This is a genomic window from Nocardioides sp. T2.26MG-1, from assembly GCF_950101795.1.
Taxonomy (GTDB): domain Bacteria; phylum Actinomycetota; class Actinomycetes; order Propionibacteriales; family Nocardioidaceae; genus Nocardioides.
Genome location: NZ_CATNLZ010000002.1, coordinates 88,688 through 114,848, shown reverse-complemented (window position 1 = coordinate 114,848; position 26,161 = coordinate 88,688). Strand labels below are relative to the sequence as shown.

The window sequence follows — 26,161 nt, the reverse complement described above, 5'->3', positions numbered from 1 at the left end:
CTTGGCGTACCGGGTCGCCGGTCCCACGGGTCGGGACCTTCGCCCCGGGTTACCCGGCGGTAGGCGACCTACGGTCGAAGCATGCTCAGACCCGGCCGGCCCGTCCTCCGGCGCGCCGCGACGGCCCTGGCGGCCGGGGCGCTCGCCGCGACGGTGCTCGCCGGGTGCGGGACGGACGTCGCACCGACGACCGCGCGAGCGTCCGCCGACCCGGGCCACAACCAGTTCGACGTCGCGTTCGCGGCCGAGATGGTCCCCCACCACGAGCAGGGGCTGCAACTGGTCGACCTCGCGGGGCAACGCGAGGTCTCCACCGGGTTCACCGAGCTCACGACGCGGATCGTCGCCGAGCAGACCGCCGACCTCGAGGAGCTGGAGGCCTGGCTGACGGCCTGGGACGGCCCGGTGCCGCCCGCACCCGACGAGCCGATGGACGACGACACGATGACGACCCGGTCGAAGACCGGTGCGATGCAGGGGCTGATGCGCAGCCGGATGGGACCGTGGGCGCTGGACGGCGCCGACCTCGACCTCCTCGCCCGGTGTCGGGCCGCAGCCTTCGAGGGTCGCTGGCTGCGGATGATGATCCGCCACCACCAGGGGGCGATCTCGATGGCCCGCCACGAGCTGACCCACGGGCAGTACCCGCCGGCGATCGCGCTCGCCGAGGAGGTCGTCACCACCCAGCAGGCCGAGGTCGAGGAGATGCAGGCACTGCTGCAGGACTGATCGGCTGAGGTCGGAGCCGCGTAGGAGAGTCGAACTCCTGACCGTCCGCTTACAAGGCGGATGCTCTACCAGCTGAGCTAACGCGGCCGCACCGCGGCCAGAAGCCGCGGCGGTGCCACATGCTACGGGTCGGCTGCCCGGCTCAGCTCATGCCACCGTCGAACGCGAGGATCTCGCCGGTGATCATCCGCGCCTGCGGCGAGGCGAGGTAGACGATCGCAGAGCCGATCTCGTCGGGGCGGATGGCGCCGCCGGGCAGCATCATCATGAGCCGGTCGGCGACCCGGGCGTCGAGGTCGTCGGTGAGCTTGTGGAACACCTGCTCGACGATCGGGGTGTCCACGGTGCCGGGGCAGACCGCGTTGACGCGGATCCCCTCCGGCGCCAGCTCGAGCGCGAGGGCCCGGGTGAGCTGGGTGAGCCCGCCCTTGGCGGCGGCGTACGCCGTGGCGTAGGGCTGCGCCTTGTTGCCCGCGACGGACGAGACGTTGACGATGTTGCCGCCGCAGGCGCGCAGGTGCGGCAGCGCGGCCTGGATCAGCATGAACGGGCCCTTGAGGTCGACCGCGTGCACCCGGTCCCACTCCTCCTCGGTCACGGTCTCGATCCGGCCGAACTGGACGATCCCGGCGACGTTCGCGAGCACGTCGATGCGGCCGCCGGCGGCGCACGTCCCGACGGCCGCGAGCACCGAGGCCCGGTCGCCGACGTTGCACTCGACGTACGTGACGCCCTCGGGGACGCTCGGGCGGATGTCGAGGCCGAAGACGGTGTCGCCGAGGTCGCGGAACAGTGCCGCGGTGGCGTGCCCGATGCCGGACGCGGCTCCGGTGACGACGACGACGCGGCTGCCTGGCTCGTTCATGGTCCGGCCTTTCGGGAGGTGGCGACAGGGTGGCTAGAGAGTGATCGTGAGGTGGTGCTCGAGGACGCCCGAGCGACCGATGCCGAACCGGCGCTCGGTGAAGCGCCAGCCGCCCGCCGAGGAGTCGGGCGCGAAGGTGTCGACGTACGTGCCGGTGACGATCGGCTGCAGCGGCACCGCGGCGGTCGCCTGGAAGACGAGGTACGCCGAGGTCGCGGTCACCGTGCCGTCGGCCGCGGGCTCGTCGAAGGTGGTGTTGGAGACGAGGTGCTGGGTGCCGGGCGTGCCGTCGTCGTGGAGACGCACGAGCCCGGCGTACAGCCGCTCGACCTCCTCGGCACCCGTGGCCAGCACCGTGCCGACCTCGGTGCGCAGCACCGCGCCGGCCATCAGCGCGCCGACGCCGGCGAAGTCGCCGGCGTCGATGAGCCGGCAGTAGGTCCCGAGCAGGCCGCGGATGCGGTCGCCGTCGGTGAGCTGCACGGCGCGGACGCTACACCATTACTAGAACACGTTCTACATGTCTCGGGCAGTAGCCTCGGGGGGTGGCTCTCCGCATCGTGGCCAACCGGCCCGACCCCTCCCTGCTCCAGCTCCCCTGGGCCGTGCCCCTCGAGGACTGGACCGAGCACGTGGTGCCGCTGCCCCGGGGGCTGTCGCGGCACGTGGTGCGGATCGTGCGGCTGGGCGACAACACCTACGCGGTCAAGGAGACCGTGGAGGAGATGGCGTTCCGCGAGTACCGCCTGCTGCGCGACCTCCAGCGCCTCGGCCTGCCGTCGGTGACGCCCCAGGGCGTGGTGACGGGCCGGGTCGACGAGAACGGCGAGGAGCTGCCGGCGGCACTGCTCACCGAGCACCTGCAGTTCTCGCTCCCCTACCGCAGCCTGTTCGCGCACGGCCTCACCGCAGCCAACCTGCCCGAGCTGATCGACGCGATGGTGGTGCTGCTGGTCCGGCTGCACCTGGCCGACTTCTACTGGGGCGACGTGTCGCTGTCGAACGTGCTGTTCCGTCGCGACGCCGGCGGGTTCGCGGCGTACCTCGTCGACGCCGAGACCGGCGAGCTCAAGCCGACCCTGTCCGACAACCTGCGCGAGTACGACGTCACCGTGGCCGTGGAGAACGTCTTCGCCGAGCTGCTCGACCTCCAGGCCAGCGAGTCGCTCGACCACGAGGTGCAGGCGCACGCGATCGTCGACCTGCTCACCGAGCGCTACCACGCGCTCTGGGACGAGCTGACCCGTCCCGAGGAGTTCTCGAGCGGCGAGCTGTGGCGCATCGAGCGCCGGGTGGAGCGGCTCAACGACCTCGGCTTCGACGTCGACGAGCTCGACATCGTCACCGACTGGAACGGTGACCGGGTGCGGATCCAGCCCAAGGTCGTGGAGCTCGGTCACCACAGCCGGGAGCTGCAGGCGCTCACGGGGCTCGACGTCGAGGACGCCCAGGCCCGCCGGATGCTCAACGACATCGCGTCGTTCACCGCCCACTTCGACCTCGGGCGCGAGGACCGCAGCCTGGTCGCCACCAGGTGGATGCAGCAGGTCTACGAGCCGATCATGGCGATGGTGCCGCCCGAGGCCCGCGGCAAGCTCGAGCCGGCCGAGATCTTCCACGAGATGCTCGTGCACCGGTGGTACCTCTCCGAGAACGCCGGCCACGCGGTCAACATCTTCGACAGCGCCCGGCACTACATCGAGAACTACCTGCTCGCGAAGCCCGAGGAGAAGGTCGCCGCCGAGGAGTCGGACTGACCCGACGCGGCCTCGGTCAGGGGCGGCAGATGCGGCAGGGGGTGAGGTGGCCGTTGTTCTCCCCCACGGGATGCAGGTCGTCGCGGTGGGCGATGAGGGCGCAGTCGCGGCGGTGCATGGTGGTGCCGTCGCCGGCGGTCACCGGCAGCCCCGAGACGTCGACCCCGTCGTCACGCTGGTGGGCCGAGCGCGAGGTCACGTCGGCGAGCACGAGCAGCGTGTCGGCGAGCCGCTTGGAGGACTCCTTGCCGTCGGCGGCGATCCGCGCCAGCCAGGCGCCGAAGTACAGGAACCCGCCGGTGAACGTCAGCCCGAGGCCGAGCAGGCCGCCGGAGACGACGTAGGACAGCTGGTCGTACTGGTACGGCGTGTGCGCGGCGCCGTACCAGCCGAGCACGATCACCACCAGGCCGAGCGGGAGCAGGATCGCGCCGGCCCAGAACAGGATCAGCTGCAGCAGCTGGTAGTGGTTGTCCTTGAGCGGTGCGGCGCCGGAGCCGGTGCGGCTGCCCGCGCGCGGGAGGCCGATCGAGAGCCGCTGGGCGGGCGCGGACTGGTCCGCACCGGCCGACATCTGAGGGGTCATCGTGGTCATGGTCAGGCCTTTCGGAGGTCGGGCAGGCCGCTGTCGAGGCCGTGCGTGCAGGAGCCGGAGCCACCGAGCGCGATCGCGCCCATCTTGCGGAGCCAGGAGCCGCCGACGGCGGCCAAGGCGATGCTCCCGGCGAGGATCGCGCCGGGGATGGAGTACAGCGGCGGCAGGCCGGAGCCGGCGAGCTCCGCGTCACCGAGGTCGCCGGCGGCGGACGGTGCGTCGCCGGAGGCGCCCGGGTCGACGGCCGACGGCGGACCCGCCGCGGGACCGGAGGTCCCGCCGCCGCCACCGGGCCCGCCGGCCGCGCCGGAGCCGCCGGGGTCGTTGTCGGGGATGTCGCCCGTGGGGATCTCGAGACCCTGCACGGTGTCGACCTCGGTCGAGGCGTTGCCGAGCGTCACCACGATCCGCGGGGAGAGCCCGACGAGCGCCTGGAGCAGGCTCTTGAGCTCGGGCGGGTCGCTGGGGAGCTGGCCGATGATGTCGTCGAGCGGGAGGGCGTCGAGCTGCGAGCGCAGCTGCGAGGTGTCGATCTCGACCACGAGGCCGGCCATCGTGCTGCTGGCCTGGTCGCCCTTCCTCTCCAGGCCGGGCTTGGGCAGCGTGAGCTTGATGCCGAGCTGCTCGAGGGCCTTCGCGCCGTCGTCCGGCAGCCCGGGAATGTCGGTGTGCTGGCCGGCGGCCTCGAACCCGTCGGGGCCGAAGGAGAACTCCTGGCCGCCGATCGTGATGCCGCCGAGCGTCGCCCGGCCCGCCGAGGTCCCCTTGGCGCCGTTGCTGGTGCTCGTGCTGGTGACCACGACCCCGTCGAGCTGGATCGTGCCGCCGAGCAGGGACACGTCACCGAGGGCCGATCGGGCGGTGGTGACGACCTTCGACGCGGTGACGACGTTCTTGCTCGACGACGTGTAGCCCTCGACGTCGACGAGCGCGGCGAGCTCCGGCGGCAGTCCGGGCATGCCCGGGTCGGCCCCGGGATCGTCGGCGGCCGCGCCGGTCCCGGCGGAGCCGGTGATCGCCTGGCCGAACTGCTCGAGCACGTCGCCTCCGCCGGCGCCCGGCGCACCGGGGAGGCCCGGGAGCCCTGGGATGTCCGGGAGGCCGGGGATGCCGGGTGTCTCGGCGCCGCCGCTCTTGTCGCCACCCGAGCCGTCCTCGACCTGTCCGTCCGGGGAGAACCCGACCTGCGCGATCGTGGTCTTGGACCCGGCGTTGGCGCGCATCACGGTGCCCGGGAACGGCTCGTCGGCCTGCGACCCCTCGCCGGAGGGCTGGGAGGCGTTGACCTGCACCGGGTAGCCCTGGGCGGCGAGCGGTCCAGAGAGCTGCTCGGGCAGGCCGAGGTTCTCGATCACGGTCTTGGCGCCCTCGCCGATCGAGTCGCCGGGCCACAGCCAGCTGGCCCGGCCCAGCGAGCTGCCGGAGTCGGCCTCGACCTTGGAGTAGCCGAGCTCGAACTCGAGCTGCGGCGTCGCGGGGATCGGGATCGTCGGCTCGTAGATCTCGACCTTCACCGGGGCGGCCCAGGCGGTCGAGCTGTAGCCGCTGAACGGGGGCTTGGTGTCCCCGGCGGCCGGGGCGCTCGCCGACGTCGGCAGAACGACGCCGACGAGCGCTGCGGCCGAGATCGAGATGAGGGTGCGGTTCATGCTGCGCCTCCGAGGATCACGTCGTCCATGGTCGAAAGAACTTCGGCGGGCTCGCCGCTGGCCACGATCCGGCCGCCGCTCATCACCGCTGCGTAGTCGGACACCCGCAGCGCGGTGCGCGCGAACTGCTCGATGCACAGGATCGACACCCCGCTCTCGGCGATCTGCGCGACGGTGTCGTAGAGCTCGTCGACGATCAGGGGCGCCAGCCCCATCGAGAGCTCGTCGAGCAGCAGCAGCGCCGGGTCGGAGGCCAGCGCCCGCGACATCGCCAGCATCTGCTGCTCCCCGCCGGACATCGTGCCGGCGAGCTGGTGCCGTCGCTGGTGGAGCCGCGGGAAGTAGGAGTACGCCGTGTCGAGGACCGCGTCCGCGGAGACCCCGGCGTACGACATCAGCGTGAGGTTCTCCTCGACCGAGAGGTTGGGGAAGACCGAGCGGCCCTCGGGCACCGTGCACAGCCCGAGCCGGGCCAGCTCCTCCGGCTTGGCGCCCTGCACGTGCACGCCGCCGAGGTGGATGTCACCGGAGGTCGGCCGCTTCTGGCCGCTGATGACCTTGACCAGCGTGGACTTGCCGCCGCCGTTGGGGCCGAGCAGCGCCATCACGGCACCCTTGGGCACCCGCAGGTCGACCCCGCGGAGCACCTCGATGCGGCCGTACGCCGCGTGCAGGTCGACGACCTCGAGGATCGGGACGCTCATCTGTGGGCTCCTTCCAGGCGGATCTCCTGGGTCAGCTCGACGGCCGGCAGGTCGGCGTGCGTGTGGTCCGCCGCGTGCGCGGGATCGGCCGGCTCGTCGGAGTAGCCGAGGTAGGCCTTCTGCACCGCCGGGTCGGCGCGCACCTCCGTGGGCGACCCGGAGGCGATCACCCGGCCGAAGTCGAGGACGTGGATGTCGTCGCACACCGACATCACCAGGTCCATGTCGTGCTCGACCATGAGGATGCCGCGGCCCTCGGCGGCGAGCTCGGCGAGCAGCTCGCCGAACGCGTCGGTCTCGGACTCGTCGAGGCCCGAGGAGGGCTCGTCGAGCAGCAGCAGCTTCGGCTCTGCGGCCAGGCAGCGGGCGAGCTCGAGCAGCCGGGCGACGCCGGTGGGGATCGAGTCGGCGCGCTCGGCGGCGTACTCGGCGATGCCGACCCGCTCGAGCAGCCCGTCGACGTCGGCCGAGGCCGGACGGACCAGGCCCACGACGCCGCGGTGGATGTCCCGGGCCACCCGCACGTTGTCGCGCACGGTCAGCGACCCGAAGGCCTCCAGCCGCTGGAAGGTGCGGCAAATGCCCCGGCGCGAGCGCCGGTGCACCGGCAGCCGGGTGATCGCCCGGCCCTCGAAGCGCACCTTGCCCTGGTTGGGCCGCTGGAGCCCGGTGATCACGTTGAAGCACGTGGTCTTGCCGGCGCCGTTGGGCCCGATCAGGCCGGTGATCCGGCCCGCCTCGGCCACGAAGCTCGCGTGGTCGACGGCGGTCACGCCGCCGAACTGGACGACGACGTCCTCCACCTCAAGGAGCGACATGGGCGGGCACCTCCTTCTGCTGGGCGCTGGTGGGGTCGTCGGCGGCTCGGTGGCCGGCCGGCGGGTCGGTCTCGGGCACGATCAGCACCCCGGAGAGCGGGTCGGCGAGGGGTACGGCGGTCGCGCTGTCGTCCTCGACCCGCGGACGCGGCAGCGGCAGCACCGGCACGGCGGCGCGGACCCGGTCGCCGAAGCGCCGGTCGAGCCGGCGGCCGAGCCCGAACACCAGGTTGGCCAGCCCGTTGGGGTCACGGCCGAGCGCGACCGCGCCGAACCCGAGGACCGCGAACACCAGGCCGGCCAGCTCGGGCCGCGAGCTCTGCAGCACCGGCAGCAGCATCAGTCCCACCCCGCCCAGGGCGGCACCGGTCATCGACGTCACGCCGCACACGACCGCGAGCAGCAGCAGCGGCAGGCTGTTGAACAGCTGGAAGTCGGCTGCGCCGATGGTGCCGCGCAGGCCCGCGAACAGGCCGCCCGCCAGGCCGGCCATGCCCGCGGAGAGGCCGAACAGCCCGACCCGGAACCACCGCATGTCCAGCCCGAGCGTGCCGCACGCGGCCGGGCTGTCGCGCATCGCGATCAGCACCCGCCCGAGCACGCCGCGGCGCAGCAGGAGCAGCGCCAGCGCCATCAGCACGAAGAACACCGTCATCACCAGGACGTAGCCGCCGGTGGAGGAGAACTCGCGACCGAGCACCGAGAGCCGCTGGGCGCGCAGCGTGCCGTTGTAGCCGAACGCGAAGTCGGCCTGGAAGACCATCTTGTCCATGAGCACGCCGAACGCGAGCGTCGAGAGCGCGAGGTAGAGCCCGGTGAGGCGGAGCACCGGCAGCGCGACCAGCGCACCGACCGCCGCCGCGATGCCGGCGGCGAGGAACAGCCCGACCAGGTTGGGCTCGTCGAGCTTGGCGTAGGCGAGCGCACCGACGCCGGCGAACGTGAACTGCGCGAGCGAGACATGGCCGCCGTACCCGGTGAGCAGCACCAGCGAGAGCATCACCATCGCGTACGTCGCGGCGGTGCCGACCAGCAGCAGGTCGGCGTCACCCATCGTGACCGTGAGGGCCGCGACGCCGGCGAGCAGGCCGCCGCCCCAGCCCAGGGACTTGGGGAGCGTCGGCAGCGGCGCGGACACGATGCCCTTGACCTGGCCGATGCGCAGCTGGGCCTGGGGCATCGCGACGATCACGACGAACAGGAACAGGGCCGGCACGACCGCCCGGAGACCGGCGAGGTTGCCCTCGGAGGGGAGGTAGGCGACCGCGAACGACTGCAGGATGCCGAGCCCCATCGCCCCGACGAACGTCAGCGGCAGGCTCTTGAGCCGACCGAGCATCGCGGCGGCGTACGCGTTGATGACCAGCAGCGTGAGGTCGTAGTAGGACAGGCCGATCACGGGCGTGAGCAGGATGCCGGCGAGCGCGGCCAGCGAGATCCCGATCGCCCACGACAGCGAGGCCACCAGGTCGGGCTTGCCGCCGAAGAGCCGCAACAGCATCGGGTTGTCGACGGAGGCGCGCATGGCGGTGCCGATGCGGGTGCGGTTGAGCAGCACGTAGAGCGCGGCGGCGACCACCGCCGACAGCGCGATCGTGATGATCTGGTGGGCGGTGACGTAGGTGCCGCCGATCTGCAGCCCCTCGTCGGCGAGGAACGGCGGCACCGTGCGCGGGGCCGGCGGCCAGATGTACTGCGCGACGCCGATCAGGCCGACGAACAGGCCGACGGTGACCACCAGCGAGACGCTGACCGGGCCCTCGCCCAGGCCGCGGGTCACGAACCGCTGCACCAGCCAGCCGGTGCCCGGGGCGACCACGCCGAGCACCAGCACGAGCGCCAGCCAGGTGGGCATGTGCTGGCGCTGGCTGAAGTCCCAGAACGTGAAGGCCATGACCATGCCGAACGCACCGTGGGCGATGTTGAAGACGCGGGTGGTCGTGTAGGTCAGCACCAGGCCGCTGGCGGCGATCGCGTAGGCGGCGCCGGTGAAGAGGCCGAGGATCGTGAACGAGAGGATCGAGGACATTGGTCTAGCTCCCTGTTCCGCTGTCGATGAGCGGGGCGCACATGTAGTTGCCGGAGGAGACCCGTCGCCACTTGCCGCCGTCGAGCTGCAGCACGGACTGGCAGTTGGCCGTGGTCTTGGAGCCGACCTGCTGCGGGGAGTGCAGCCCGTTGCCGGTCCAGTTCTTGACGCTCTTCATCGCGTCGACGAGCGACGCGCGGGTGAGCTTGCCGCCGAGCGCCACCGACTGCTCGACGAACAGCCGGGCCGCCGACCACGCGTAGAGGCCGTAGAAGTTGGGCACCGCGCCGGGCTTCACCTGGTCCAGCCAGGACCGGTAGAGCTGCATCTCCTTGATGCTGAAGTCGTCGAACATCCCCGTGGTGGAGTAGGCGAACACGCCGTCGCCGTTGGCGCCGGCCTCGTCGACGAAGCGCTGGTCGTAGATCGTGGAGTCCTGGAGGAACACGTCCGGGTCGAAGCCCTGCTGCTTCATCGCGTCGAGGAGCTTGACGGTGTTCTGGTAGGGGCCGACGTACACGACCAGCTTGATGCCTTTGTCCTTCATCTGCTGGACGTAGGGCGAGTAGTTGAACTCCGAGACGTCGATGCCCTGGAAGTAGTCGACCTTCCAGCCCGCCTTGTCCCAGGCGCTCCGGAACGCGGCGGAGTTGACCGGCGAGGCGCCGGCGTTGATGTAGAGCAGCGCCGCGTGCTGGGTGGCGTCCTTGTACTTGCCGAGGAAGTAGCGCGGCATCGCGCTGGGCACCAGCCCCGGGTCGACCGCCTGGGCGGCGAAGCAGGTCGAGCAGTCGCGTCGCTCCGGGGTGACCGTCGTGGAGCGGATGTCGGGCAGTCCGCACGACTGCGCCGCGGAGGCGCCGCCGGAGTCGAACGCCGACATCGACCCGACGGCCGCGAACGCCTCGTCGCACGCCTTGGTGTAGGCCTGCTGGTCGGCCCCGGCGTCGGCACGGCTGTCGAGCAGCTGCACGTCGAGCTTGCGGCCGCAGATGTCGTCGGTCGAGTTGAAGTAGGCGGCGTACGCCCGGGTCGCCTGCTGGGCCGACTCGAAGATGCCGGGGACCGGGCCCGAGATGTCGGAGACGTTCGCGATCGTGATCGTCTTGTCGGTGATGCCGGTCTGGTCCTTGAAGCCGTCGCAGCTGCCGGCCTTGGTGCCCCCGGTCGCGGAGTTGTCCCCGGTGCCCTGGGCGCCGTCACGGCCGCCGCCGGAGCCGCCCGACGACCCGGAGTCCGAGCTGCCGCCGGTGCCACTGTCAGTGCCGGCGCCGGTGCCGCCGGTCAGGTCACCGCCGGTCGAGCCCTCGGTGCCGGTGGCGCCGTCGGCGGTCCCGGCGATGCCACCGGAGGTGGTGCCGTTCACCTGCGCGACCGTGTCGGGGTCGAGCTGGGAGCCACAGGCTGCGAGGGCGGTGCAGAGCGCACCGGCCGCGAGCACGAGGAGCGGGCTACGCATGGTTTCCCTCCCAGGACCAGAACACGTTCCATCTCTCAACGACCCACGGTCGGCGAGGTGACGCAGGCCACACGACATGGGGACACGGGTCAGCTGCCGGTGGTGCCGCTGCAGAGGTACTTGGTGCCGCCCAGCGGCACCCAGCGACCCTTCTGGAGCTGGATGAAGCGCCAGCACTCGCCGGTGTGCCGCGGACCCACGTGCTGCGGGGAGTGCAGGCCGTTGGCGGTCCAGTCGTCGACCTTCGCGAGGTCGGCGAGCAGCGTGGACCTGCTGAGCTTGCCGCCGAGGGCGGTCGCCCGCTCGACGAACAGGCGGGCCGCCGACCAGGAGAACAGGCCGAAGAAGCTCGGCTCGGCGCCGGGCTTCACCTGCTGGAGCCAGCTCAGGTAGAGCTGGAGCTCCTTGTTGCTCGAGGCCTCCTCGAACGGCGTGAAGTTGATGAACAGCGTGGTGCCCTCGACCGCGTCGCCGCCGTTCTTCACGAACTCGGTGGTGTACGCCGTCGGGTCGAGCATGTAGACCTCGGGCTTGAACCCCTGCTGCTGCATGGCGTCGGCCAGCCGGACGAACTGCGCGGAGGCGCCGATCATCTGGACGTACTCGATGCCCTTGTCCTTCATCTGCTGGACGTAGGGCGAGTAGTTGAACTCCGAGATGTCGATGCCCTGGACGTAGTCGAACTTCATCCCGCGGTTCTCCATCGCGGAGACCTGGGTCTTGGCGTTCTCGGACGCGGCACCGGCGTTGATGTAGAGCATCGCGGCGTGCGCGGAGGCGTCCGGGTGGTTCTTCTTGACGAAGTCGGGGACCGCGTTCTGGAACTCGGTGGCGACCGTGGACTGGGCGCCGTAGCAGGTCTTGCAGGCCTGCCGGTCGAACGTCACCGACGCGGAGCGGATGTCCGGCAGGCCGCAGCCCTGGGCCGTCGAGGCGCCGCCGGAGTCGAACGCCGACATGGACCCGACCATCGCGAAGGTCTCGTCGCAGGCCTTGGTGTAGGCCTGCTGGTCGGCGGCGGCGTCGGTGCGGCTGTCGTAGGTCTTGAGCACGAGCTTGTGCCCGCACAGGGTCGTGGTCGCGTTGTAGTAGGCGACGTAGGCGCGCACCGCGTCCTGGCTCGCCTCGAACAGGCCGGGGACCGGCCCGGAGACGTCGGAGGAGTTGCCGATCGTGATCGTGTCGTCGGTGATGCCGGTCTGGTTCTTGAAGCCGTCGCAGCTGCCGGCCTTGGTGCCGCCGGTCGCCGAGTTGTCGCCGGTGCCCTTGGTGCCGCCGTCCGCCCCGCCCGTCGTCGTGGCGTCCGAGCCACCCGTCGTGGACGCGTCGCCCCCGGTGTCGCCCGAGGCATCGGGCACCGAGCCGTCCGGACCGGTCGTGCCGCCGTCGGCGGCGACCACCTGGCCGTCCGGGCCCACCGCCGTGCCGTTGACCTGGGCCACGGTGTCGGGATCGAGCTGGGACCCACAGGCGGCCAGGCCCAGCGCGACGAGCGCGCAGAGCGGGACCACGACGGCACGACGGAACGGGAGCAAGGGGGCCCTCCACCAATTTCTAGAACACGTATCAGTTCTGCTCAACGACACATGTCCCCGAAGGTGACGCAGGCCACGTCCGGCGGCTCGCGCACGCCCGAAGCCCTTCGGCTCAGTTCCCCGACCGTCCCGGTTGGTCGGTCTCCTCCACGATGTCCGGCTGGTTCTCCGGCAGGTGCAGCGGCACGTAGTTGCCGATCTCGAAGTCTCCGTCGGTCTGCAGCGTGACCCACTGGATCCCGACCGGCTCCCCGCCGTGGTAGGTCACCAGGCTCACCTGGGCCGGCCGGCGCGGCTTGCTGCCGAGCGCGATCGCGTACGCCGCTCCCCCGGCAGTGCCGGTCGTGTAGCTGTAGCCGACCTCGCCGTTCTCCCCGACGATCCGCTCGGGGCCGCTCCGCTCGTGCAGGTGGCCACCGATCACCAGGTCGACGCAGCCGCGGCGGAGCGCCTCGTCTCCGAGGTTGGCGTCGTGGACCAGCAGCGTGGTGACCCGCTCCTCGGCGGCGCAGGCGACGTCGGTGATCCGGGTGCCGACCTCCTCGAAGCTGAGCCCGGTCTCGTCGCGCCAGTTGCCCAGGCCGCTCGAGCGGGGGTCGTCGACGCCGAGCAGCGTCGTACCCCCCGGCCCCTCGACGATCTCGCCGTCGAGCATCGTCCAGCCGTGGTCGGCGAGGTAGGAGTGGACGAAGTCGCCGTGGTCGTGGTTGCCGGCCACGCCCCAGCGGTCCAGGCCGTCGAACGCCTCGGTGACGGAGTCGAGGGAGAACGCCTCCCAGGTGTTGCCGGAGGAGGTGTCGTCGCCGCCGTCGAAGACCGCGGTGGCGCCGGCGGCGTCGGCGATCGCCCGCGCGACCGGGTCCATGCCGATGTTGTCGTGGCGGTCGGAGACGAACGCGACGACGGTGTCCCCCTCGACGGGGGTGCGCAGCCCGAGCTCCGCCGCCGCGTCGGCCGCGTCGGCGTAGAACGACTTGCTGGTGTCGTAGGTGTCGACCGCGCTCTCGATGAGCCGACGGGTCTGCACGGTCGTGACGTCCCCGCTCACCTCGACGCCGTCGGCCTCGTCGGGAAGCGGCACGTCCGGCCCCAGGAACTCCGCCAGCGGCATCCACTCGCGGTGCTCGTCGACGACGTCGTCGTCACCGGTCCAGGGCTGCCACAGCGCGAGGCCGATCAGGACGGTGACCACGACGCCGAGCGCCACGTGCGGTGGGTGCACCCGGCTGGCCAGCTCACGTCGGCGGGCGGCGCCGACCAGCACCCACCCCACGACCGGCGGCAGCGCGAGCACGCCCCCGCGCAGGGCCGCGCTGATCGCCATGTCGCGCAGGGCGCCGGTGACCTTCGCGACCTGACCCTCCGGCTGGCCGGCGATGGCGGCGTAGCGCTGGACCAGCTCGTCGGTCGACCGGGCGTCGGTCTTGCCGAGCCGGATGTCCACGCCGAGGAAGCCGGGTGGGTCGACCCGGACGTCGGGGAGCACCGGACCGGTGTGCAGCACCGCGTGGCCGGAGAAGTTGGGCTGGATCACCGCGTCGTGGCTCGCCAGCACCACCGACCGGCTGCTGGTGAGGAACAGCAGCAGCCCGATGAGCACCGCGCAGGCCGACCAGACCCCGACGTACGCCAGGGCCCGTGGGATCCGCCCGACGGTCAGCGACGCGACTCCGAGATGGCGTAGAGCGCCACCGACGCGGCGACACCGGCGTTGAGCGACTCGAGCTGGTTGGCCATCGGGATCGACACGAGCTGGTCGCAGGTCTCGCTGACCAGCCGCGAGAGGCCGTTGCCCTCCGAGCCGACCACGACGACGAGCGGCCCGTCGGCCAGGTCGAGCTCGGGCAGGCTGACGTCGCCGTCGGCGGCGAGGCCGACCACCATGCAGCCCGCGGCCTGGTAGGCCTTGAGCTGGCGCACGAGGTTGACGGTCTGGGCGACCGGCAGCCGTGCGGCCGCGCCGGCGCTGGTCTTCCACGCCGACGCGGTCATGCCCGCGGAGCGGCGCTCGGGGATCAGCACGCCGTGCGCGCCGAACCCGGACGCGCTGCGCACCACGGCGCCGAGGTTGCGCGGGTCGGTGACCGAGTCGAGGGCGACGATCAGCGGCGGCACACCGCTGGCGGAGGCCGCGTCGAGGAGGTCGTCCGGGTGGGCGTACTCGTACGGCGGGATCCGCGCGGCCAGGCCCTGGTGGACGGCCCCGCCGGTCATCCGGTCGAGCTCGGACTTCGAGACCTCCTGGATGTTCAGGCCCCGCTCCGCCGCGGTCGCGAACGCCTCGCGCAGCCGGGCGTCGCGTTCGGCGCCCTCGGCGACGTACACGCCGGTCACCGGGACCCCGGCGCGCAGCGCCTCGACCACGGAGTTGCGGCCCGCGACCCACTCGGCCTCGGTGCCGGTCTTGCGGCGTGGCCGGCCGCCGGTGGACTTCTCGGCACGCTTCGCGGCCTTGTAGGCCTGGTGGTAGGGGCGGTCCTTGGCCTTGGGCGTGGGCCCCTTGCCCTCGAGGCCGCGCTTGACCCGGCCGCCGGAGCCCGCGGTGGGGTTCCCCTTGCCGGTCTTCTTGATCGCGCCCTTGCGCTTGGAATTGCCAGCCACGTCAGTGTCCTTTTCGGTGGTCGAGTAGCCCGTGAGGGACGAGCGGGCGTATCGAGACCCCAGCCATTACTTCGTTCCTGCTTCCAGTGACCACGTCGGGCCGTCGGGGGTGTCCGTGATCAGGATGCCGGCGGACTTGATCCGGTCGCGGATGGCGTCGGCGGCCGCGAAGTCCTTCGTCGCGCGGGCCGCGGCCCGCTGCTCGAGCAGCTCGGAGACCAGGGCGTCGACCGCCGCGGTCAGCTGCTCCTCGTGCCCGCTGGCGCCGGTCTGCCAGACCGGGTCGGCGGGGTCGAGGCCGAGCACGGCGAGCATCGCGCGGACCGACGCGGCGTTGCCGCGCAGCGCGGCGGAGTCGCCGCCGGCCAGCAGCCGGTTGCCCTCGCGGACCACCTCGTGGATCGCGGCGACCGCCGCCGGCGTGCCGAGGTCGTCGTCCATCGCGTTGACGAAGTCGGCGCAGGGCATGCCCGCGCTGCCGATCTCGCCGACCACGTCGGCGGCCCGCTCGAGGAAGTGCTCGATCCGGCGGAACCCGGCCGCGGCCTCGTCGAGCGCCTCGAAGCTGAACTCGACGTGGCTGCGGTAGTGGGCGGCCACGAGGTAGTAGCGCAGCTCGATCCCGCGGTAGGTCTCCAGCACCGCCGGGATCGCCAGCGAGTTGCCGAGCGACTTGCTCATCTTCTCGCCGGCAGTGGTGATCCACGCGTTGTGCATCCAGTACGACGCGAACGGGTGGCCGGCCGCGCGCGACTGGGCGAGCTCGTTCTCGTGGTGCGGGAAGCGCAGGTCGACCCCGCCGCCGTGGATGTCGAAGGCGCTGCCGAGGTACTTGCCGGCCATCGCCGAGCACTCGATGTGCCAGCCGGGACGGCCGCGGCCCCAGGGGCTCGGCCAGGAGGCGGTGGCGGGCTCGGACTCCTTGTGGCCCTTCCACAGCGCGAAGTCGCGGGGGTCGCGCTTCCCGCGCGGGTCCGCGTCCTCGGCAGCCTCCATGTCGTCGATCCGCTGCCGGGTCAGCTCGCCGTACTGCGGCCACGACTGCACGTCGAAGTAGACGTCGCCGGAGCCGTCCTCGGCCGCGTAGGCGTGGCCGCGCTCGATCAGCTCGGTGATCAGCTCGACCATCTCCGGCACGTGCCCGGTCGCGAGCGGCTCGTACGTCGGCGGTGCGACGTTCAGCGCGGCGTAGGCGCGGTCGAGCTCGCGGGTCATCCGCGCGGCGTGGGCGTACCAGGGCAGGCCGCGCTCGGCGGCCTTGGCCAGGATCTTGTCGTCGATGTCGGTGACGTTGCGGATGAACGTCACGTCGTAGCCACGGTGGCGCAGCCAGCGCTGGAGCACGTCGAAGTTGACGGCCGAGCGCACGTGGCCGACGTGCGGCTCGGACTGCACGGTCAGACCGCAGACGTAGAGGCCCGCCTTCCCCTCCTGGAGGGGGACGAAGTCACGGACTCCGCGGGTCGCAGTGTCGTACAGCCGGATGGTCACCGGCCAAGTCTAGAGTTGTTCGGTGAGGCGACTGACATTCCCGATCCTGCTGGCCGCGGCCCTCGTGCTCCCGCTGCTGGCGTCGCCCGCCCAGGCGGCACCGGCCCGGCGGATCGACTACACGGTCTGGGACGCGCCCACCGAGCTGCGGGCCGGGACCCTCGACGGGCTGCGGGTGGCCCGCGGCCGGCTGGCGCTCGTCGCGGACACCGACACCGGGCGGTGGACCTCGCCCTGGGCGACGCCCGGGTTCTCCCTCACCCGCCTGATCGCGTCGTGGTCGGCGCGCACGCCCGGCGCCAGCCGGGTCACCGTCGAGGTCCGCGGCCGGTCCGGCGCCACGTCGTCGAGCTGGGACACGCTCGCCGTGTGGGCGGCCGGCGACCGCAAGGTACGCCGTACCACCGCCTCCGGCCAGGCCGACGACCTCGGGTCGGTCAACGTCGACACCTGGGTGGCGCCCGCCGGGGTCACCGCCTACCAGCTGCGGGTGACGCTCGCGCGGCCCGCGGGCCAGGCCGCCTCCCCCTCCGTGGACTCGGTCGGCGCGATGTCCTCGCTGCTGCCCGACGCCTCCGACGTGGCGACGTCGCGCCCCGGGGTCGCCCGCGGCGTCGTCCTCGACGTGCCGCGCTACTCCCAGATGGTGCACCGCGGCGACTACGCGGAGTACGGCGGCGGCGGCGAGGCCTGGTGCTCCCCGACGTCGACCTCGATGGTGCTCGGCTACTACGACGCGCTGCCCCCGGCCTCGGCGTACTCCTGGGTGCCGGCGGGCCACGTCGACCCGTGGGTCGACCACGCGGCCCGGATGACCTACGACTACGACTACGACGGCACCGGCAACTGGCCCTTCAACACCGCCTACGCCGCCTCGCTCACCGGGCACGCGTTCGTCACCCGGCTCCGCTCGCTGCGTGAGGCGGAGCGGTTCATCGCGGCCGGCATCCCGCTGGTCGCCTCGATCGCGTTCGGCCGCGGCGAGCTGAGCGGCGCCCCGATCTCGTCCTCCGACGGCCACCTGCTGGTGATCGTCGGCTTCACCGACTCCGGCGACGTCGTCGTCAACGACCCGGCGGCCGCCACCCGCGCCGGCGTGCGGCGCACCTACGACCGCGGGCAGTTCGAGGACGCCTGGGTCCCCGCCTCCGGCGGCACGGTCTACGTGATCACCGACGACGCCCACCCGCTGCCGGCGAACAGCCCCGGGAACTGGTGACCCGGGGGCGGCCCTCCTCTCAGACGCCGAACCCGCCGTCCACGTCCAGCTTCTGCCCCGAGATGAAGCCGGCGCGGTCGGAGGCGAGGAAGCAGACCGCCTCGGCGACGTCGGTGGCGGTGCCGAACCGCCGCAGCGGGATGTTGCGGCGGGCGGCGGCGAGCGCCGCGTCGTCGAGGTCACCGGAGCCGATCAGCCGGGCGGCCATCCCGTCGGTGAGCATGCCGGGTCCGACGGCGTTGACGCGCACGCCGTACCGCCCCTCCTCGGCGGCGAGGGCCCGCACGATCGCCTCGACGGCCGCCTTCGGCGCGGACGAGAGCCCGTCGCGCACGGGGTAGCGCGCGGTCGCGGCGGTGGTGACCGCGACGACCGACCCCTGCGCGTCCCGCAGCGCCGGCAGCGCGGGACGGACGACCGCGAAGAACCCGGCCGCGTCCGCGGCCAGCTGCGCGGCCATCGCCGCCGGCTCGACCGCGGACAGGTGCGTCATCGGCACGTGCGGGCCGGCGGCGTACACCAGCGTGTGCAGCCCGCCGTGGGCGGCGACCACCGCGTCGACGACCGCGGCCGCGTCGGTCGTGGCCGGCGCGCCGCCGAGGTCGAGGGCGTACGACGACGCGTGCCGTCCCCACTCCCGCACCGCGTCCGCGGCCGCGACGCCGGCGTCGGGCCGCGAGCGGTAGGTGAGGGCGACGTCGGACCCGCGGCTGGCGAGCATCCGGGCGATCGCCAGGCCGAGGCCGCCGCTGCCGCCGACCACCAGGGCCGCGCCGGTCCGGTCGCCGAAGTCGCTCACCCGTCCTCCTCCTGGGTCTGACCCGGCTCGACGGCCGTGAGGTCGATGGTGTGCCAGCCGGTGGCGCCGTCGGGCAGCACGTCCTGCACCTCCCCGGTCTGCACGAGCCCGTCGGCGTCCCTGGCCCGCACGCTCAACGTGTGGTCGCCGGGGGCGAGGTCGACGGCCGCCACCCACTGCACCCAGGTGTCGGTGCTGGGCACCCCGGCCAGCCGCGCCGGCGTCCACGCGTCGCCGTCGACCGAGATCTCCACGGCGTCGATGCCGGTGTGCTGGGCCCAGGCGACGCCGGCGACCTGGGCGCCGCCGGCCGCCACCTCGCCGCCGCCGCGGGGCACGTCGATCCGCGAGGAGATCTTGACCGGGCCGAGCTCGGACCAGCCCTTCTCGGTCCAGTAGGCCTCGATGTCGGCGAACCGGGTGACCTTCATGTCCACGACCCACTTGCAGGCCGAGACGTAGCCGTAGAGCCCGGGCACGACCGTGCGCACCGGGAACCCGTGCTCGATGGGGAGCGGCTCGCCGTTCATCGCGACCGCGAGCATCGCGTCCCGGTCGTCGGTGAGGACGCTCAGCGGCGTACCGCACGTCCAGCCGTCCTCGGAGGTCTGCAGCACCGCGTCCGCGCCCGTGTGCACGCCGGCCGCACGCAGCAGCCCGGCGATCCGGACCCCGCTCCACCAGGCGTTGCCGATCAGGTCGCCGCCGACCTCGTTCGACACGCAGTTGAGCGTCACCCAGGCCTCGGTCGTCGCCCCGTCGACGAGGTCCTGGTAGGTCACCACGATCTCGCGGTCGACCATCCCGTGGATGCGCAGCAGCCAGTCGTCCGGCTCGATCGCGGGCACCACGAACGCCGTGTCGATCCGGTAGAAGTCGTCGGTCGGCGTCATCCACGGAGTCATCTCCGGCACGTCGACGCGCGAGTCCTTGGGCGGCACCGGCCGGGTCACCCCCGGCAGCCGCAGCAGCCGGCGGGTCTCCTCCACGTGGCGGCGGCCGCTGCCGACGGCCCGGCCGACGACGCCGAGCACGGCCGCGGCGGCGGTCATGCCGCCCGCGCGGACCAGGAACGTACGGCGGGTGTGGCCGGTGCGCGCCGGCCCGGAGACGTCCCCGGGCTCGGTGGTCGTGGCCCGCTCGTGGCGGCGCAGCGGCTCGGTGAGGAGCGAGAGGCAGACCAGCCAGGTCGCGAGGCCGGCGGCCACCGGCAGCGCGTCGAGCGCGGTCGCGGAGCGCTGGACCCAGACGGCGACGCCCCCGAGCACGGCCAGCAGGCCGTACACGATCACCGGCGCCCACCGGGTGCGCCGCGCGAGCCGGCCCGTCCACGCGAAGATCGCGGCGCTGAGCACCACCAGCACGACCAGCAGGAACGCCTTGTCCCCGCTGCCGAAGAACTTGATCACGAACTCCACCACGGGCCCGGGCGTCAGCCGGACCACCAGCTCGGCGACCGCGACCAGCGGCGAGTCCCGGATCGTCATCACCATCGCGAGGCCGTAGCTCACGGCGAGACCGGCGAACCCGGCGACCAGGCCGGCGACCGACCACGCGCGGGAGGTGCTCACCGAGCGATTGTTGCGCACCGTCCGGCATGATCCCTCCTGTGGAGCACTCGCCCAGGATCGGCATCGGCACGGACGTGCACCGGCTCGCGGACGGCGTCCCGATGCACCTCGCCGGGCTGCACTGGCCCGAGGAGCCGCAGGGCCTGGAGGGCCACTCGGACGCCGACGTCGCCGCGCACGCCGCGTGCGACGCGCTGCTGTCGGCCGCCGGGCTCGGCGACCTCGGCTCCAACTTCGGTACGTCGGACCCCGCGTGGGCGGGTGCGTCCGGGGCCGCGCTGCTCACCGAGACCGCCCGGCGGGTCCGGGCGGCGGGGTTCGCGATCGGCAACGTCTCCGTGCAGGTGATCGGCGACCGCCCCCGGCTCGGCGCGCGCCGGGCTCAGGCGGAGGCGGCTCTCGGTGCGGCCGTCGGCGCCCCGGTGAGCGTGTCGGCCACGACCACCGACGGGCTGGGCCTCACCGGCCGTGGCGAGGGGGTCGCGGCGATCGCCACCGCGCTGGTCACCCCCGGGCGCCTCGGGTGGGCGTGACCGGGGTCCCCGGCGTCCCCGGCGTCCCCGGCGCCACGGTGTCCTTGCGGTGGCCCACCAGCACCACGCCCTCGATGATGTGGACGTCGTAGGCCGGGATCGACACGTGGTCGTCGTCCAGGCACCTGCCGCTGCGCAGGTCGAAGGCGTGCTTGTGGGTGGGCGAGGCGACGAACGGCACGCCGCCGCGCACCCCCACGATCCCGCGGGCGATCACCGACGCCTTGGCGAACGGGTCGTGGTTGCCGAGCGCGTAGACCTGGTCGTCCGGGGTCCGGAACAGCGCGATCGCCTGGCCGTGCACCAGCGCGGTGGCCCCACGCTCGACCTCGAGCTCGGCGACGCGGCAGACGGGCTGCCACTCCTCCGCGCTGCGGCTCCGCGGTCCCGGCGTCATCGGGGCCCCCTTCCTGGTCCGTCGAACGAGTGCCGCGTCCAGAGGTTCTTGGGCGCTCCGCGCCCACATGGCACGCACCTCGCTGCGTTGCCGACGCTTGCGATACGAGCGGGTATGGCGGCACGCCAGCGCCTTGCGATGCACACACCCTGAGAACGCCAACCGTTCAACAACTACCGAGACGCGACACTAGGGCCGGGGTGTTGAGCGGCTGTTTCGCCGTGTAACAGCCGTGAAAACCCTCGCGACGCCCGCCGTGGTTCGAGCCCTACACTGCCCGGGTGCCCGCCGCCGTCGTGATCCTCGCCGCGGGCTCCGGCACGCGGGTGGGCGCGGCGACCAACAAGGTGCTGCTGCCCCTCGGTGACCGGCCGCTGCTCGCGTGGTCGGTGCGCGACGCGCTCGCGCTCGCAGACGTACGCCGGGTGCTGGTCGTGGTCCGCCCGGGCGAGGCCGAGCTGGTGGCCACGGCCCTGGCGCCGCACCTCGGCGCGGCCGAGATCGGCATCGTCGAGGGTGGTGCGACCCGGCACGGCTCGGAGTGGAACGCCCTGCGTGCGCTCGCCGCCGAGGTCGAGGCCGGCGACATCGACGTGGTGGCCATCCACGACGGCGCGCGGCCGCTGGCCGGTCGCGAGCTGTTCGCGGCCACGATCGACGCGGCCCGGGCCCGTGGGGGCGCGATCCCGGTGCTGCCGCTGCGGGGGCTGCTCGCCCTGGACGGCCGGGCGCTTCCCGAGCTGGACGGCGTGCAGACCCCGCAGGCGTTCCGGGCCCGCGAGCTGCTGGCGGCGTACGCCGGAGCCGAGACCGACGGTTTCGACGGCACCGACACCGCGGCGTGCTGGAGCCGCTACACCGACCTGCCGGTGGTGGCGGTGCCCAGCGGGCCGCGCAACCTCAAGGTCACGTTCCCCGAGGACCTGGCCCTGGCTGATCGACTGGCCGATCGCCTGCGGTGAGCGCCTCCAGCACCCGCAGGTCCTCCTCCGACCCGATCCGGCGCGCGGCCGGCGGGGCCTCGACCAGCTCCACCGGATAGCGCCCGCGCAGCGCCGCGACGAGCTCGACGAGGTCGTGCGAGGGCAGCGCCTCCAGGTCGGCGACCACCTCGGGCGGCAGCACCACCGGCGAGGCGACCGAGACCAGTGCGTCCCGGTCGACGGTCTCGCCGACCACGCCGTCGGCGACGACCTTGACGGTGTCGGTGACCGGCCGGACCCCGACCACGACGCCCGCGTGCTCGAGCGCGCGGGCCACGCAGGCCGCGACGAACTCCGGTGGCGTCATCGGGCACAGCGGGTCGTGCACCACGAACGGCTCGCCGGTGGTGGCCACGGCCTCCCAGGGCGTGCCCTCGTCGACCGGCAGCACGCCGGCCTCGCCGAGCGCCCACGCGGCGCAGGCGACCAGGGCCTCGCCGTGGATCAGCGCGAACGGCAGCGAGCCGCGCCCGTCGGTGAGCACGGTGCCGAGGGCCGGCGGCGGGTCGTCCTGGACGTCGTACGGATCGATGGTCATGGCGCCCCCAACGTAGGACGTGCCGACCCGGGACGCGACGAGGCCCCCGGGTGGATCACCCGGGGGCCTCGGCGTACGTCTCGGTGGAGCGTCAGGAAGCGAGCACCTCGTCGAGCAGGGCCTCGGCCTTGTCCTCGTTGGTGTGCTCGGCCAGGGCGAGCTCGGAGACCAGGATCTGCCGGGCCTTCGCGAGCATCCGCTTCTCGCCGGCGGACAGGCCGCGGTCGCGCTCACGGCGCCACAGGTCGCGGACGACCTCGGCGACCTTCATGACGTCGCCGCTGTGCAGCTTCTCCAGGTTGGCCTTGTAGCGACGCGACCAGTTGGTCGGCTCCTCGACGTGCGCGGCACGGAGGACGTCGAACACCCGGTCGAGCCCCTCCTTGTCGACGACGTCGCGGACCCCGACGAGGTCGAGGTTGCAGGCGGGCACTCGGACCACCAGGTCCTGCTGGGCGACGATACGGAGTACGAGGTACTGCCGGTCCTCTCCCTTGATCTTCCGCATCTCGATGTCTTCGATGACTGCGGCTCCGTGATTCGGGTAAACAACCGTTTCGCCGACGGTGAAAGTCATATGTCAGGTACCCCTTCCTAGGCCCCTATCTTAACACGGGCTGAGAAACCTCTCCGGGTCGTTTGCGCAGGTCAGGGGCACAATCGGGGGTTGACAGATCCGCGGTGGGTGTGGTGGCGGCCCGCTCCGGGCCGGGCGTCGGGCCCGCGGCGGACGCACCAGGAACCCCGAATTCCCGCCACGGACGGGCCTCTGGCTGATACTGCGGGGTATGTCGCCGACCCTGCGCCGCCGCAAGATCCGCGGGGCCGTCCCGGCCCCCGACGAGGCGCCCGCGCCCGATCCGGCCCCCGAGTCGGGGCCCGAGCCGGAGCCGACGACGACCCCGGCGGCCCCCACCGGCCCCACCCGGCGGGGCGAGCGCCGCCGTACGCTCGCGCACAGCACGCCGGTGCTCCTCCTCCGGGCCGCCCATCCGCGGCACGCGCTGCTGACCGCGGCCGGCCTCGCGATCGCCGCAGCGCTCAGCGGCCGCGCGGGCCGGGAGGTCGCGCTGGTCCTCGTCACGGTGCTCGTCGGGCAGGCGGTGCTCGGCTGGCACAACGACCTCGTCGACCGGCGCCGCGACGAGCGGCGGCTGCCGAGCGGGAAGCCGATCGCCGAGGGCTACCTCGACCCGGGGACGGCGTGGTTCGCGCTGATCTGCGCGGTGCTGCTGCTGGTGCCGCTGTCGGTGTCGAACGGCGTCACCGCGGGCAGTGTCTACCTCGGCACGGTCGCGGCCGGGCTGGTCGGCAACGTCGTGCTGCGGCGCGGCTGGTTCTCGTGGGTGCCGTGGGCGGTGGCGTACGCCGGCTACCCGGCGTTCCTCTCGTACGGCGGCTGGGGCGGCGAGGCCTCCGGCAACCCGCCCGAGCCCGCCATGGTGGCGCTCGCGGCCGCGCTGGGCGTCGGCGTGCACGTGCTGTGCGCGCTGCCCGGGCTGGTCCCCGACCACGAGGACGGCTACCGGCACCTGGCGCTGCGGGTCGCGCTCAGGATCGGGGCGACCCGGCTGCTGGTGCTGGCGCTCGCCTGGGTCGTGCTCGCCGTGGCCGGGCTCCTGGTCGTCGGCAACAGCGTCGGCCTGAGCCGCTGATCCACCCTCCGGGGCCGCGCCGGGGTCCGGTCACCACTAGGCTGTGCCCCGCACCCTGCCGTAGACCCGTGAAGGCCTAGAAGATGCAGCTTCGCACGTCCGCCCGACTGCTCTCCACCGTCGGCGCTCTCACGCTTGCCGCGACCCTGACCTCGTGTGGGTTCGACTACGCGACGGACCGGGTCTACACCCCGACCGCCGGGATCAACAACCGGGACGCGAAGGTCGACGTGCTCAACGCCGTCGTCGTCGCGGGCCAGGACGGCGAGGGCGCGTTCGTCGCGTCGTTCGCCAACAACGAGCCGCACGAGGCGGTCACCGTCGAGTCGATCGCCGGTGCGGGTGACTCGACCCTGACCGCCGACGGCTTCAGCCCGGTCGAGGTCCCCCCCGGTGGGCTGGTCAACCTCGCCACCGAGGGCCCGGTCACGGTCCAGGGCGACTTCGGCCCCGGCAAGGTCGTGACCGTGAAGATCGGCCTCGACAACGGGGAGACCGTCGAGATGTCCGTCCCCGTCGTACCCCCCTGCAACGAGTTCGAGGGCCTCGCCCCCACCCCGTCCACCGGCTCCTCGAGCGCAGCCTACGAGTGCGACGTCGAGGCCCCGGCCACCGAAGAGCACTGACCCAGCAACCAGCCAAGGAGAACACCCCATGACCCACACGCTCATCCTGCTCCGCCACGGTGAGAGCGAGTGGAACGCGAAGAACCTCTTCACGGGCTGGGTGGATGTCGACCTCACCGAGAAGGGCCGCGCGGAGGCGGTCCACGGCGGCGAGCTGCTGCGCGAGGCCGGGGTGCTGCCGGACGTCGTGCACACCTCGGTGCAGCGCCGCGCGATCAACACCGCATGCCTCGCCCTCGACGCCGCCGACCGGCACTGGATCCCGGTGCGGCGCTCCTGGCGCCTCAACGAGCGCCACTACGGCGCCCTGCAGGGCAAGAACAAGAAGGAGACCCTCGAGGCGTACGGCGAGGAGCAGTTCATGCTCTGGCGTCGCTCCTTCGACGTCCCGCCGCCGCCGATCGAGGAGGACAGCGAGTTCTCCCAGTTCGGGCTGCCGCAGTATGCCGGTCTCGGCGCCGACATGCCCCACACCGAGTGCCTCAAGGACGTCATCGCACGGTTCCTGCCGTACTGGGAGTCCGACATCATCCCGGACCTCCAGGCCGGCCACACGGTGCTGATCGCCGCCCATGGCAACAGCCTCCGCGCGCTGGTCAAGCACCTCGACGGGATCAGCGACGAGGACATCGCCGGGCTGAACATCCCCACCGGCATGCCGCTGGTCTACGAGCTCGACGACGACTTCCGGCCCACCGGTGCCGGCCGCTACCTTGACCCCGAGGCCGCCGCGGCCGCTGCTGCCGCCGTCGCCAACCAGGGTCGGTAAGTGCGGTAGTCCCTGACGAAAGGGCCCCAGATCCGATGGGTCTGGGGCCCTTTCGTCAGGGAGCATCTCTGGCCGCGAGCGCAGCGAGCCTGTCGGCGGAACAGAACGAGCGGCGAGCGAAGCGAGCTCCACGCCCTCTAGGCGGAAGCCCGGGGGTTCTCGCCGGTGACGACGAACACGACCCGGTTGGCGACCGAGACGGCGTGGTCGGCGATCCGCTCGTAGTACCGGCCCAGCAGGGCGATGTCGACGGCTGCCTCGACGCCGTGGCTCCAGTCGGCGGAGAGCATCTCGGCGAACGTGCTGCGCCGCAGCTGGTCCATCTCCTCGTCCTCGCGGACCAGCGCGAGGGCCTCGTCGACGTCGCGGTCGGTGATGATCTTGGAGACCCGCCGGACCATGTCCTCGGCGACGTGGGCCATCCGCTCGATCGTCGGGGAGACGTCGTCGGGTACGGCGAGGTTGGGCACCCGGAGCCGCGCGATCTTGGCGACGTGCACGGAGAGGTCGCCCATCCGCTCGAGCTCGCTGACCATCCGGAGCGCCGCGACCACGGTGCGCAGGTCGCTGGCGACCGGCTGCTGGAGGGACAGCAGCAGGAACGCCGAGTCCTCGACCCGCTCCCGGGCCCGGTCGATCTCGGCGTCGGCGCTGATCACACCCTCGGCGATCCGGGCGTCGCCCGAGAGCAGCGCCTCGGTCGCCAGCCGGACGGCGGTCTCGACGTTCTCGCAGATGCTCGCCAGATCGCGGAACATCGCGTCGAGCTGTTCGTGGAAGGCCTCTCGCATGACGACCAGAGTAGGTGCAGCAGGTGGACGGCCGGGGCCGGGACGTGA

26 protein-coding genes and 1 tRNA gene are annotated in these 26,161 nt (G+C 72.6%); 8 read left to right on the top strand and 19 right to left on the bottom strand.

What is annotated here, in order from left to right:
• Positions 1-81 precede the first annotated feature (81 nt).
• Positions 82-729, top strand: coding sequence for a DUF305 domain-containing protein (locus tag QQZ14_RS05440; protein ID WP_284533201.1), 648 nt, complete (start codon positions 82-84; stop codon positions 727-729).
• Between the two features lie 14 nt (positions 730-743).
• On the opposite strand, the gene QQZ14_RS05435 is transcribed toward QQZ14_RS05440, so the two are convergent.
• The 3 genes from QQZ14_RS05435 to QQZ14_RS05425 all read right to left on the bottom strand — a co-directional run bounded on the left by QQZ14_RS05435 (position 744) and on the right by QQZ14_RS05425 (position 2,077).
• A tRNA-Thr gene (locus QQZ14_RS05435) sits at positions 744-816 on the bottom strand.
• A gap of 55 nt (positions 817-871) precedes the next feature.
• Complete coding sequence (locus tag QQZ14_RS05430; protein WP_284533200.1) at positions 872-1,594, bottom strand: SDR family NAD(P)-dependent oxidoreductase; 723 nt, start codon at positions 1,592-1,594, stop codon at positions 872-874.
• A 33-nt stretch (positions 1,595-1,627) separates the two neighbouring features.
• Positions 1,628-2,077, bottom strand: coding sequence for a nuclear transport factor 2 family protein (locus QQZ14_RS05425; protein WP_284533199.1), 450 nt, complete (start codon positions 2,075-2,077; stop codon positions 1,628-1,630).
• A gap of 62 nt (positions 2,078-2,139) precedes the next feature.
• Between QQZ14_RS05425 and QQZ14_RS05420 the strand changes: the two genes are divergently transcribed.
• Positions 2,140-3,351, top strand: a complete 1,212-nt coding sequence (locus QQZ14_RS05420) for a DUF4032 domain-containing protein (protein ID WP_284533198.1) — start codon at positions 2,140-2,142, stop codon at positions 3,349-3,351.
• Positions 3,352-3,367: 16 nt separating this feature from the next.
• Here QQZ14_RS05420 and QQZ14_RS05415 read toward each other — a convergent pair whose 3' ends face one another.
• From QQZ14_RS05415 to cysS, 10 genes are all read right to left on the bottom strand, one after another.
• The gene (locus tag QQZ14_RS05415) at positions 3,368-3,937 is read right to left on the bottom strand and encodes a hypothetical protein (protein WP_284533197.1); all 570 of its coding nucleotides are present in this window, start codon (positions 3,935-3,937) and stop codon (positions 3,368-3,370) included.
• 11 nt (positions 3,938-3,948) lie between these two features.
• A complete protein-coding gene (locus QQZ14_RS05410; protein ID WP_284533196.1) occupies positions 3,949-5,595 on the bottom strand; it encodes a choice-of-anchor P family protein in 1,647 nt (548 codons plus the stop codon).
• Positions 5,592-6,299, bottom strand: coding sequence for an ABC transporter ATP-binding protein (locus QQZ14_RS05405; protein ID WP_284533195.1), 708 nt, complete (start codon positions 6,297-6,299; stop codon positions 5,592-5,594). Before QQZ14_RS05405 ends, QQZ14_RS05410 begins: the two co-directional genes overlap by 4 nt.
• Positions 6,296-7,117 carry an ABC transporter ATP-binding protein gene (locus QQZ14_RS05400; protein WP_284533194.1) on the bottom strand — a complete coding sequence of 274 codons (822 nt, stop codon included), beginning with the start codon at positions 7,115-7,117 and terminating at the stop codon, positions 6,296-6,298. Before QQZ14_RS05400 ends, QQZ14_RS05405 begins: the two co-directional genes overlap by 4 nt.
• A complete protein-coding gene (locus tag QQZ14_RS05395; protein WP_284533193.1) occupies positions 7,104-9,146 on the bottom strand; it encodes a branched-chain amino acid ABC transporter permease in 2,043 nt (680 codons plus the stop codon). Before QQZ14_RS05395 ends, QQZ14_RS05400 begins: the two co-directional genes overlap by 14 nt.
• 4 nt (positions 9,147-9,150) lie before the next feature.
• A complete protein-coding gene (locus QQZ14_RS05390) occupies positions 9,151-10,605 on the bottom strand; it encodes an ABC transporter substrate-binding protein (protein WP_284533192.1) in 1,455 nt (484 codons plus the stop codon).
• 89 nt (positions 10,606-10,694) lie between these two features.
• On the bottom strand, positions 10,695-12,140 hold the full coding sequence (locus QQZ14_RS05385; protein WP_284533191.1) for an ABC transporter substrate-binding protein: 1,446 nt from the start codon (positions 12,138-12,140) through the stop codon (positions 10,695-10,697).
• Positions 12,141-12,252: 112 nt separating this feature from the next.
• Complete coding sequence (locus tag QQZ14_RS05380; protein WP_284533190.1) at positions 12,253-13,740, bottom strand: metallophosphoesterase; 1,488 nt, start codon at positions 13,738-13,740, stop codon at positions 12,253-12,255.
• Between the two features lie 56 nt (positions 13,741-13,796).
• A complete protein-coding gene (gene rlmB / locus QQZ14_RS05375) occupies positions 13,797-14,741 on the bottom strand; it encodes a 23S rRNA (guanosine(2251)-2'-O)-methyltransferase RlmB (protein WP_284533189.1) in 945 nt (314 codons plus the stop codon).
• A gap of 66 nt (positions 14,742-14,807) precedes the next feature.
• Entirely contained in the window at positions 14,808-16,232 is a 1,425-nt protein-coding gene (gene cysS, locus QQZ14_RS05370) for a cysteine--tRNA ligase (protein WP_284533188.1), read from the bottom strand.
• A 22-nt stretch (positions 16,233-16,254) separates the two neighbouring features.
• On the opposite strand from cysS, the gene QQZ14_RS05365 reads away from it, so the two are divergent.
• On the top strand, positions 16,255-17,451 hold the full coding sequence (locus QQZ14_RS05365; RefSeq protein ID WP_284533187.1) for a C39 family peptidase: 1,197 nt from the start codon (positions 16,255-16,257) through the stop codon (positions 17,449-17,451).
• Positions 17,452-17,470: 19 nt separating this feature from the next.
• On the opposite strand, the gene QQZ14_RS05360 is transcribed toward QQZ14_RS05365, so the two are convergent.
• The gene (locus QQZ14_RS05360) at positions 17,471-18,250 is read right to left on the bottom strand and encodes an SDR family NAD(P)-dependent oxidoreductase (RefSeq protein WP_284533186.1); all 780 of its coding nucleotides are present in this window, start codon (positions 18,248-18,250) and stop codon (positions 17,471-17,473) included.
• Positions 18,247-19,821 carry a molybdopterin-dependent oxidoreductase gene (locus tag QQZ14_RS05355; RefSeq protein WP_284533184.1) on the bottom strand — a complete coding sequence of 525 codons (1,575 nt, stop codon included), beginning with the start codon at positions 19,819-19,821 and terminating at the stop codon, positions 18,247-18,249. The genes QQZ14_RS05360 and QQZ14_RS05355 overlap by 4 nt, the downstream gene beginning before the upstream one ends.
• A gap of 26 nt (positions 19,822-19,847) precedes the next feature.
• Here QQZ14_RS05355 and ispF point away from each other — a divergent pair, with 26 nt between their 5' ends.
• Positions 19,848-20,354: a 2-C-methyl-D-erythritol 2,4-cyclodiphosphate synthase gene (ispF, locus tag QQZ14_RS05350; protein ID WP_284533183.1), complete on the top strand. Its 507-nt coding sequence runs from the start codon at positions 19,848-19,850 to the stop codon at positions 20,352-20,354.
• Here the strand turns inward: ispF and nirD are convergent.
• Entirely contained in the window at positions 20,326-20,751 is a 426-nt protein-coding gene (gene nirD, locus QQZ14_RS05345) for a nitrite reductase small subunit NirD (RefSeq protein WP_284533181.1), read from the bottom strand. The two genes, ispF and nirD, sit on opposite strands and share 29 nt — an antisense overlap.
• A 281-nt stretch (positions 20,752-21,032) precedes the next feature.
• Between nirD and QQZ14_RS05340 the strand changes: the two genes are divergently transcribed.
• Positions 21,033-21,713, top strand: a complete 681-nt coding sequence (locus QQZ14_RS05340; RefSeq protein ID WP_284533180.1) for an IspD/TarI family cytidylyltransferase — start codon at positions 21,033-21,035, stop codon at positions 21,711-21,713.
• On the opposite strand, the gene QQZ14_RS05335 is transcribed toward QQZ14_RS05340, so the two are convergent.
• Both QQZ14_RS05335 and QQZ14_RS05330 read right to left on the bottom strand, forming a co-directional pair.
• Positions 21,658-22,272 carry a 2-C-methyl-D-erythritol 4-phosphate cytidylyltransferase gene (locus QQZ14_RS05335; protein ID WP_284533178.1) on the bottom strand — a complete coding sequence of 205 codons (615 nt, stop codon included), beginning with the start codon at positions 22,270-22,272 and terminating at the stop codon, positions 21,658-21,660. The two genes, QQZ14_RS05340 and QQZ14_RS05335, sit on opposite strands and share 56 nt — an antisense overlap.
• A 91-nt stretch (positions 22,273-22,363) precedes the next feature.
• The gene (locus QQZ14_RS05330) at positions 22,364-22,849 is read right to left on the bottom strand and encodes a CarD family transcriptional regulator (RefSeq protein ID WP_011757466.1); all 486 of its coding nucleotides are present in this window, start codon (positions 22,847-22,849) and stop codon (positions 22,364-22,366) included.
• Positions 22,850-23,060: 211 nt separating this feature from the next.
• On the opposite strand from QQZ14_RS05330, the gene QQZ14_RS05325 reads away from it, so the two are divergent.
• The 3 genes from QQZ14_RS05325 (at position 23,061) to QQZ14_RS05315 (ending at position 25,322) form a co-directional block, all read left to right on the top strand.
• Complete coding sequence (locus tag QQZ14_RS05325) at positions 23,061-23,927, top strand: UbiA family prenyltransferase (RefSeq protein ID WP_284533177.1); 867 nt, start codon at positions 23,061-23,063, stop codon at positions 23,925-23,927.
• Positions 23,928-24,010: 83 nt separating this feature from the next.
• Complete coding sequence (locus QQZ14_RS05320; RefSeq protein WP_284533176.1) at positions 24,011-24,553, top strand: hypothetical protein; 543 nt, start codon at positions 24,011-24,013, stop codon at positions 24,551-24,553.
• Positions 24,554-24,581: 28 nt separating this feature from the next.
• The gene (locus QQZ14_RS05315; protein WP_284533175.1) at positions 24,582-25,322 is read left to right on the top strand and encodes a phosphoglyceromutase; all 741 of its coding nucleotides are present in this window, start codon (positions 24,582-24,584) and stop codon (positions 25,320-25,322) included.
• A 137-nt stretch (positions 25,323-25,459) separates the two neighbouring features.
• On the opposite strand, the gene phoU is transcribed toward QQZ14_RS05315, so the two are convergent.
• Complete coding sequence (phoU, locus tag QQZ14_RS05310) at positions 25,460-26,113, bottom strand: phosphate signaling complex protein PhoU (protein ID WP_284533174.1); 654 nt, start codon at positions 26,111-26,113, stop codon at positions 25,460-25,462.
• Positions 26,114-26,161: the final 48 nt, after the last annotated feature.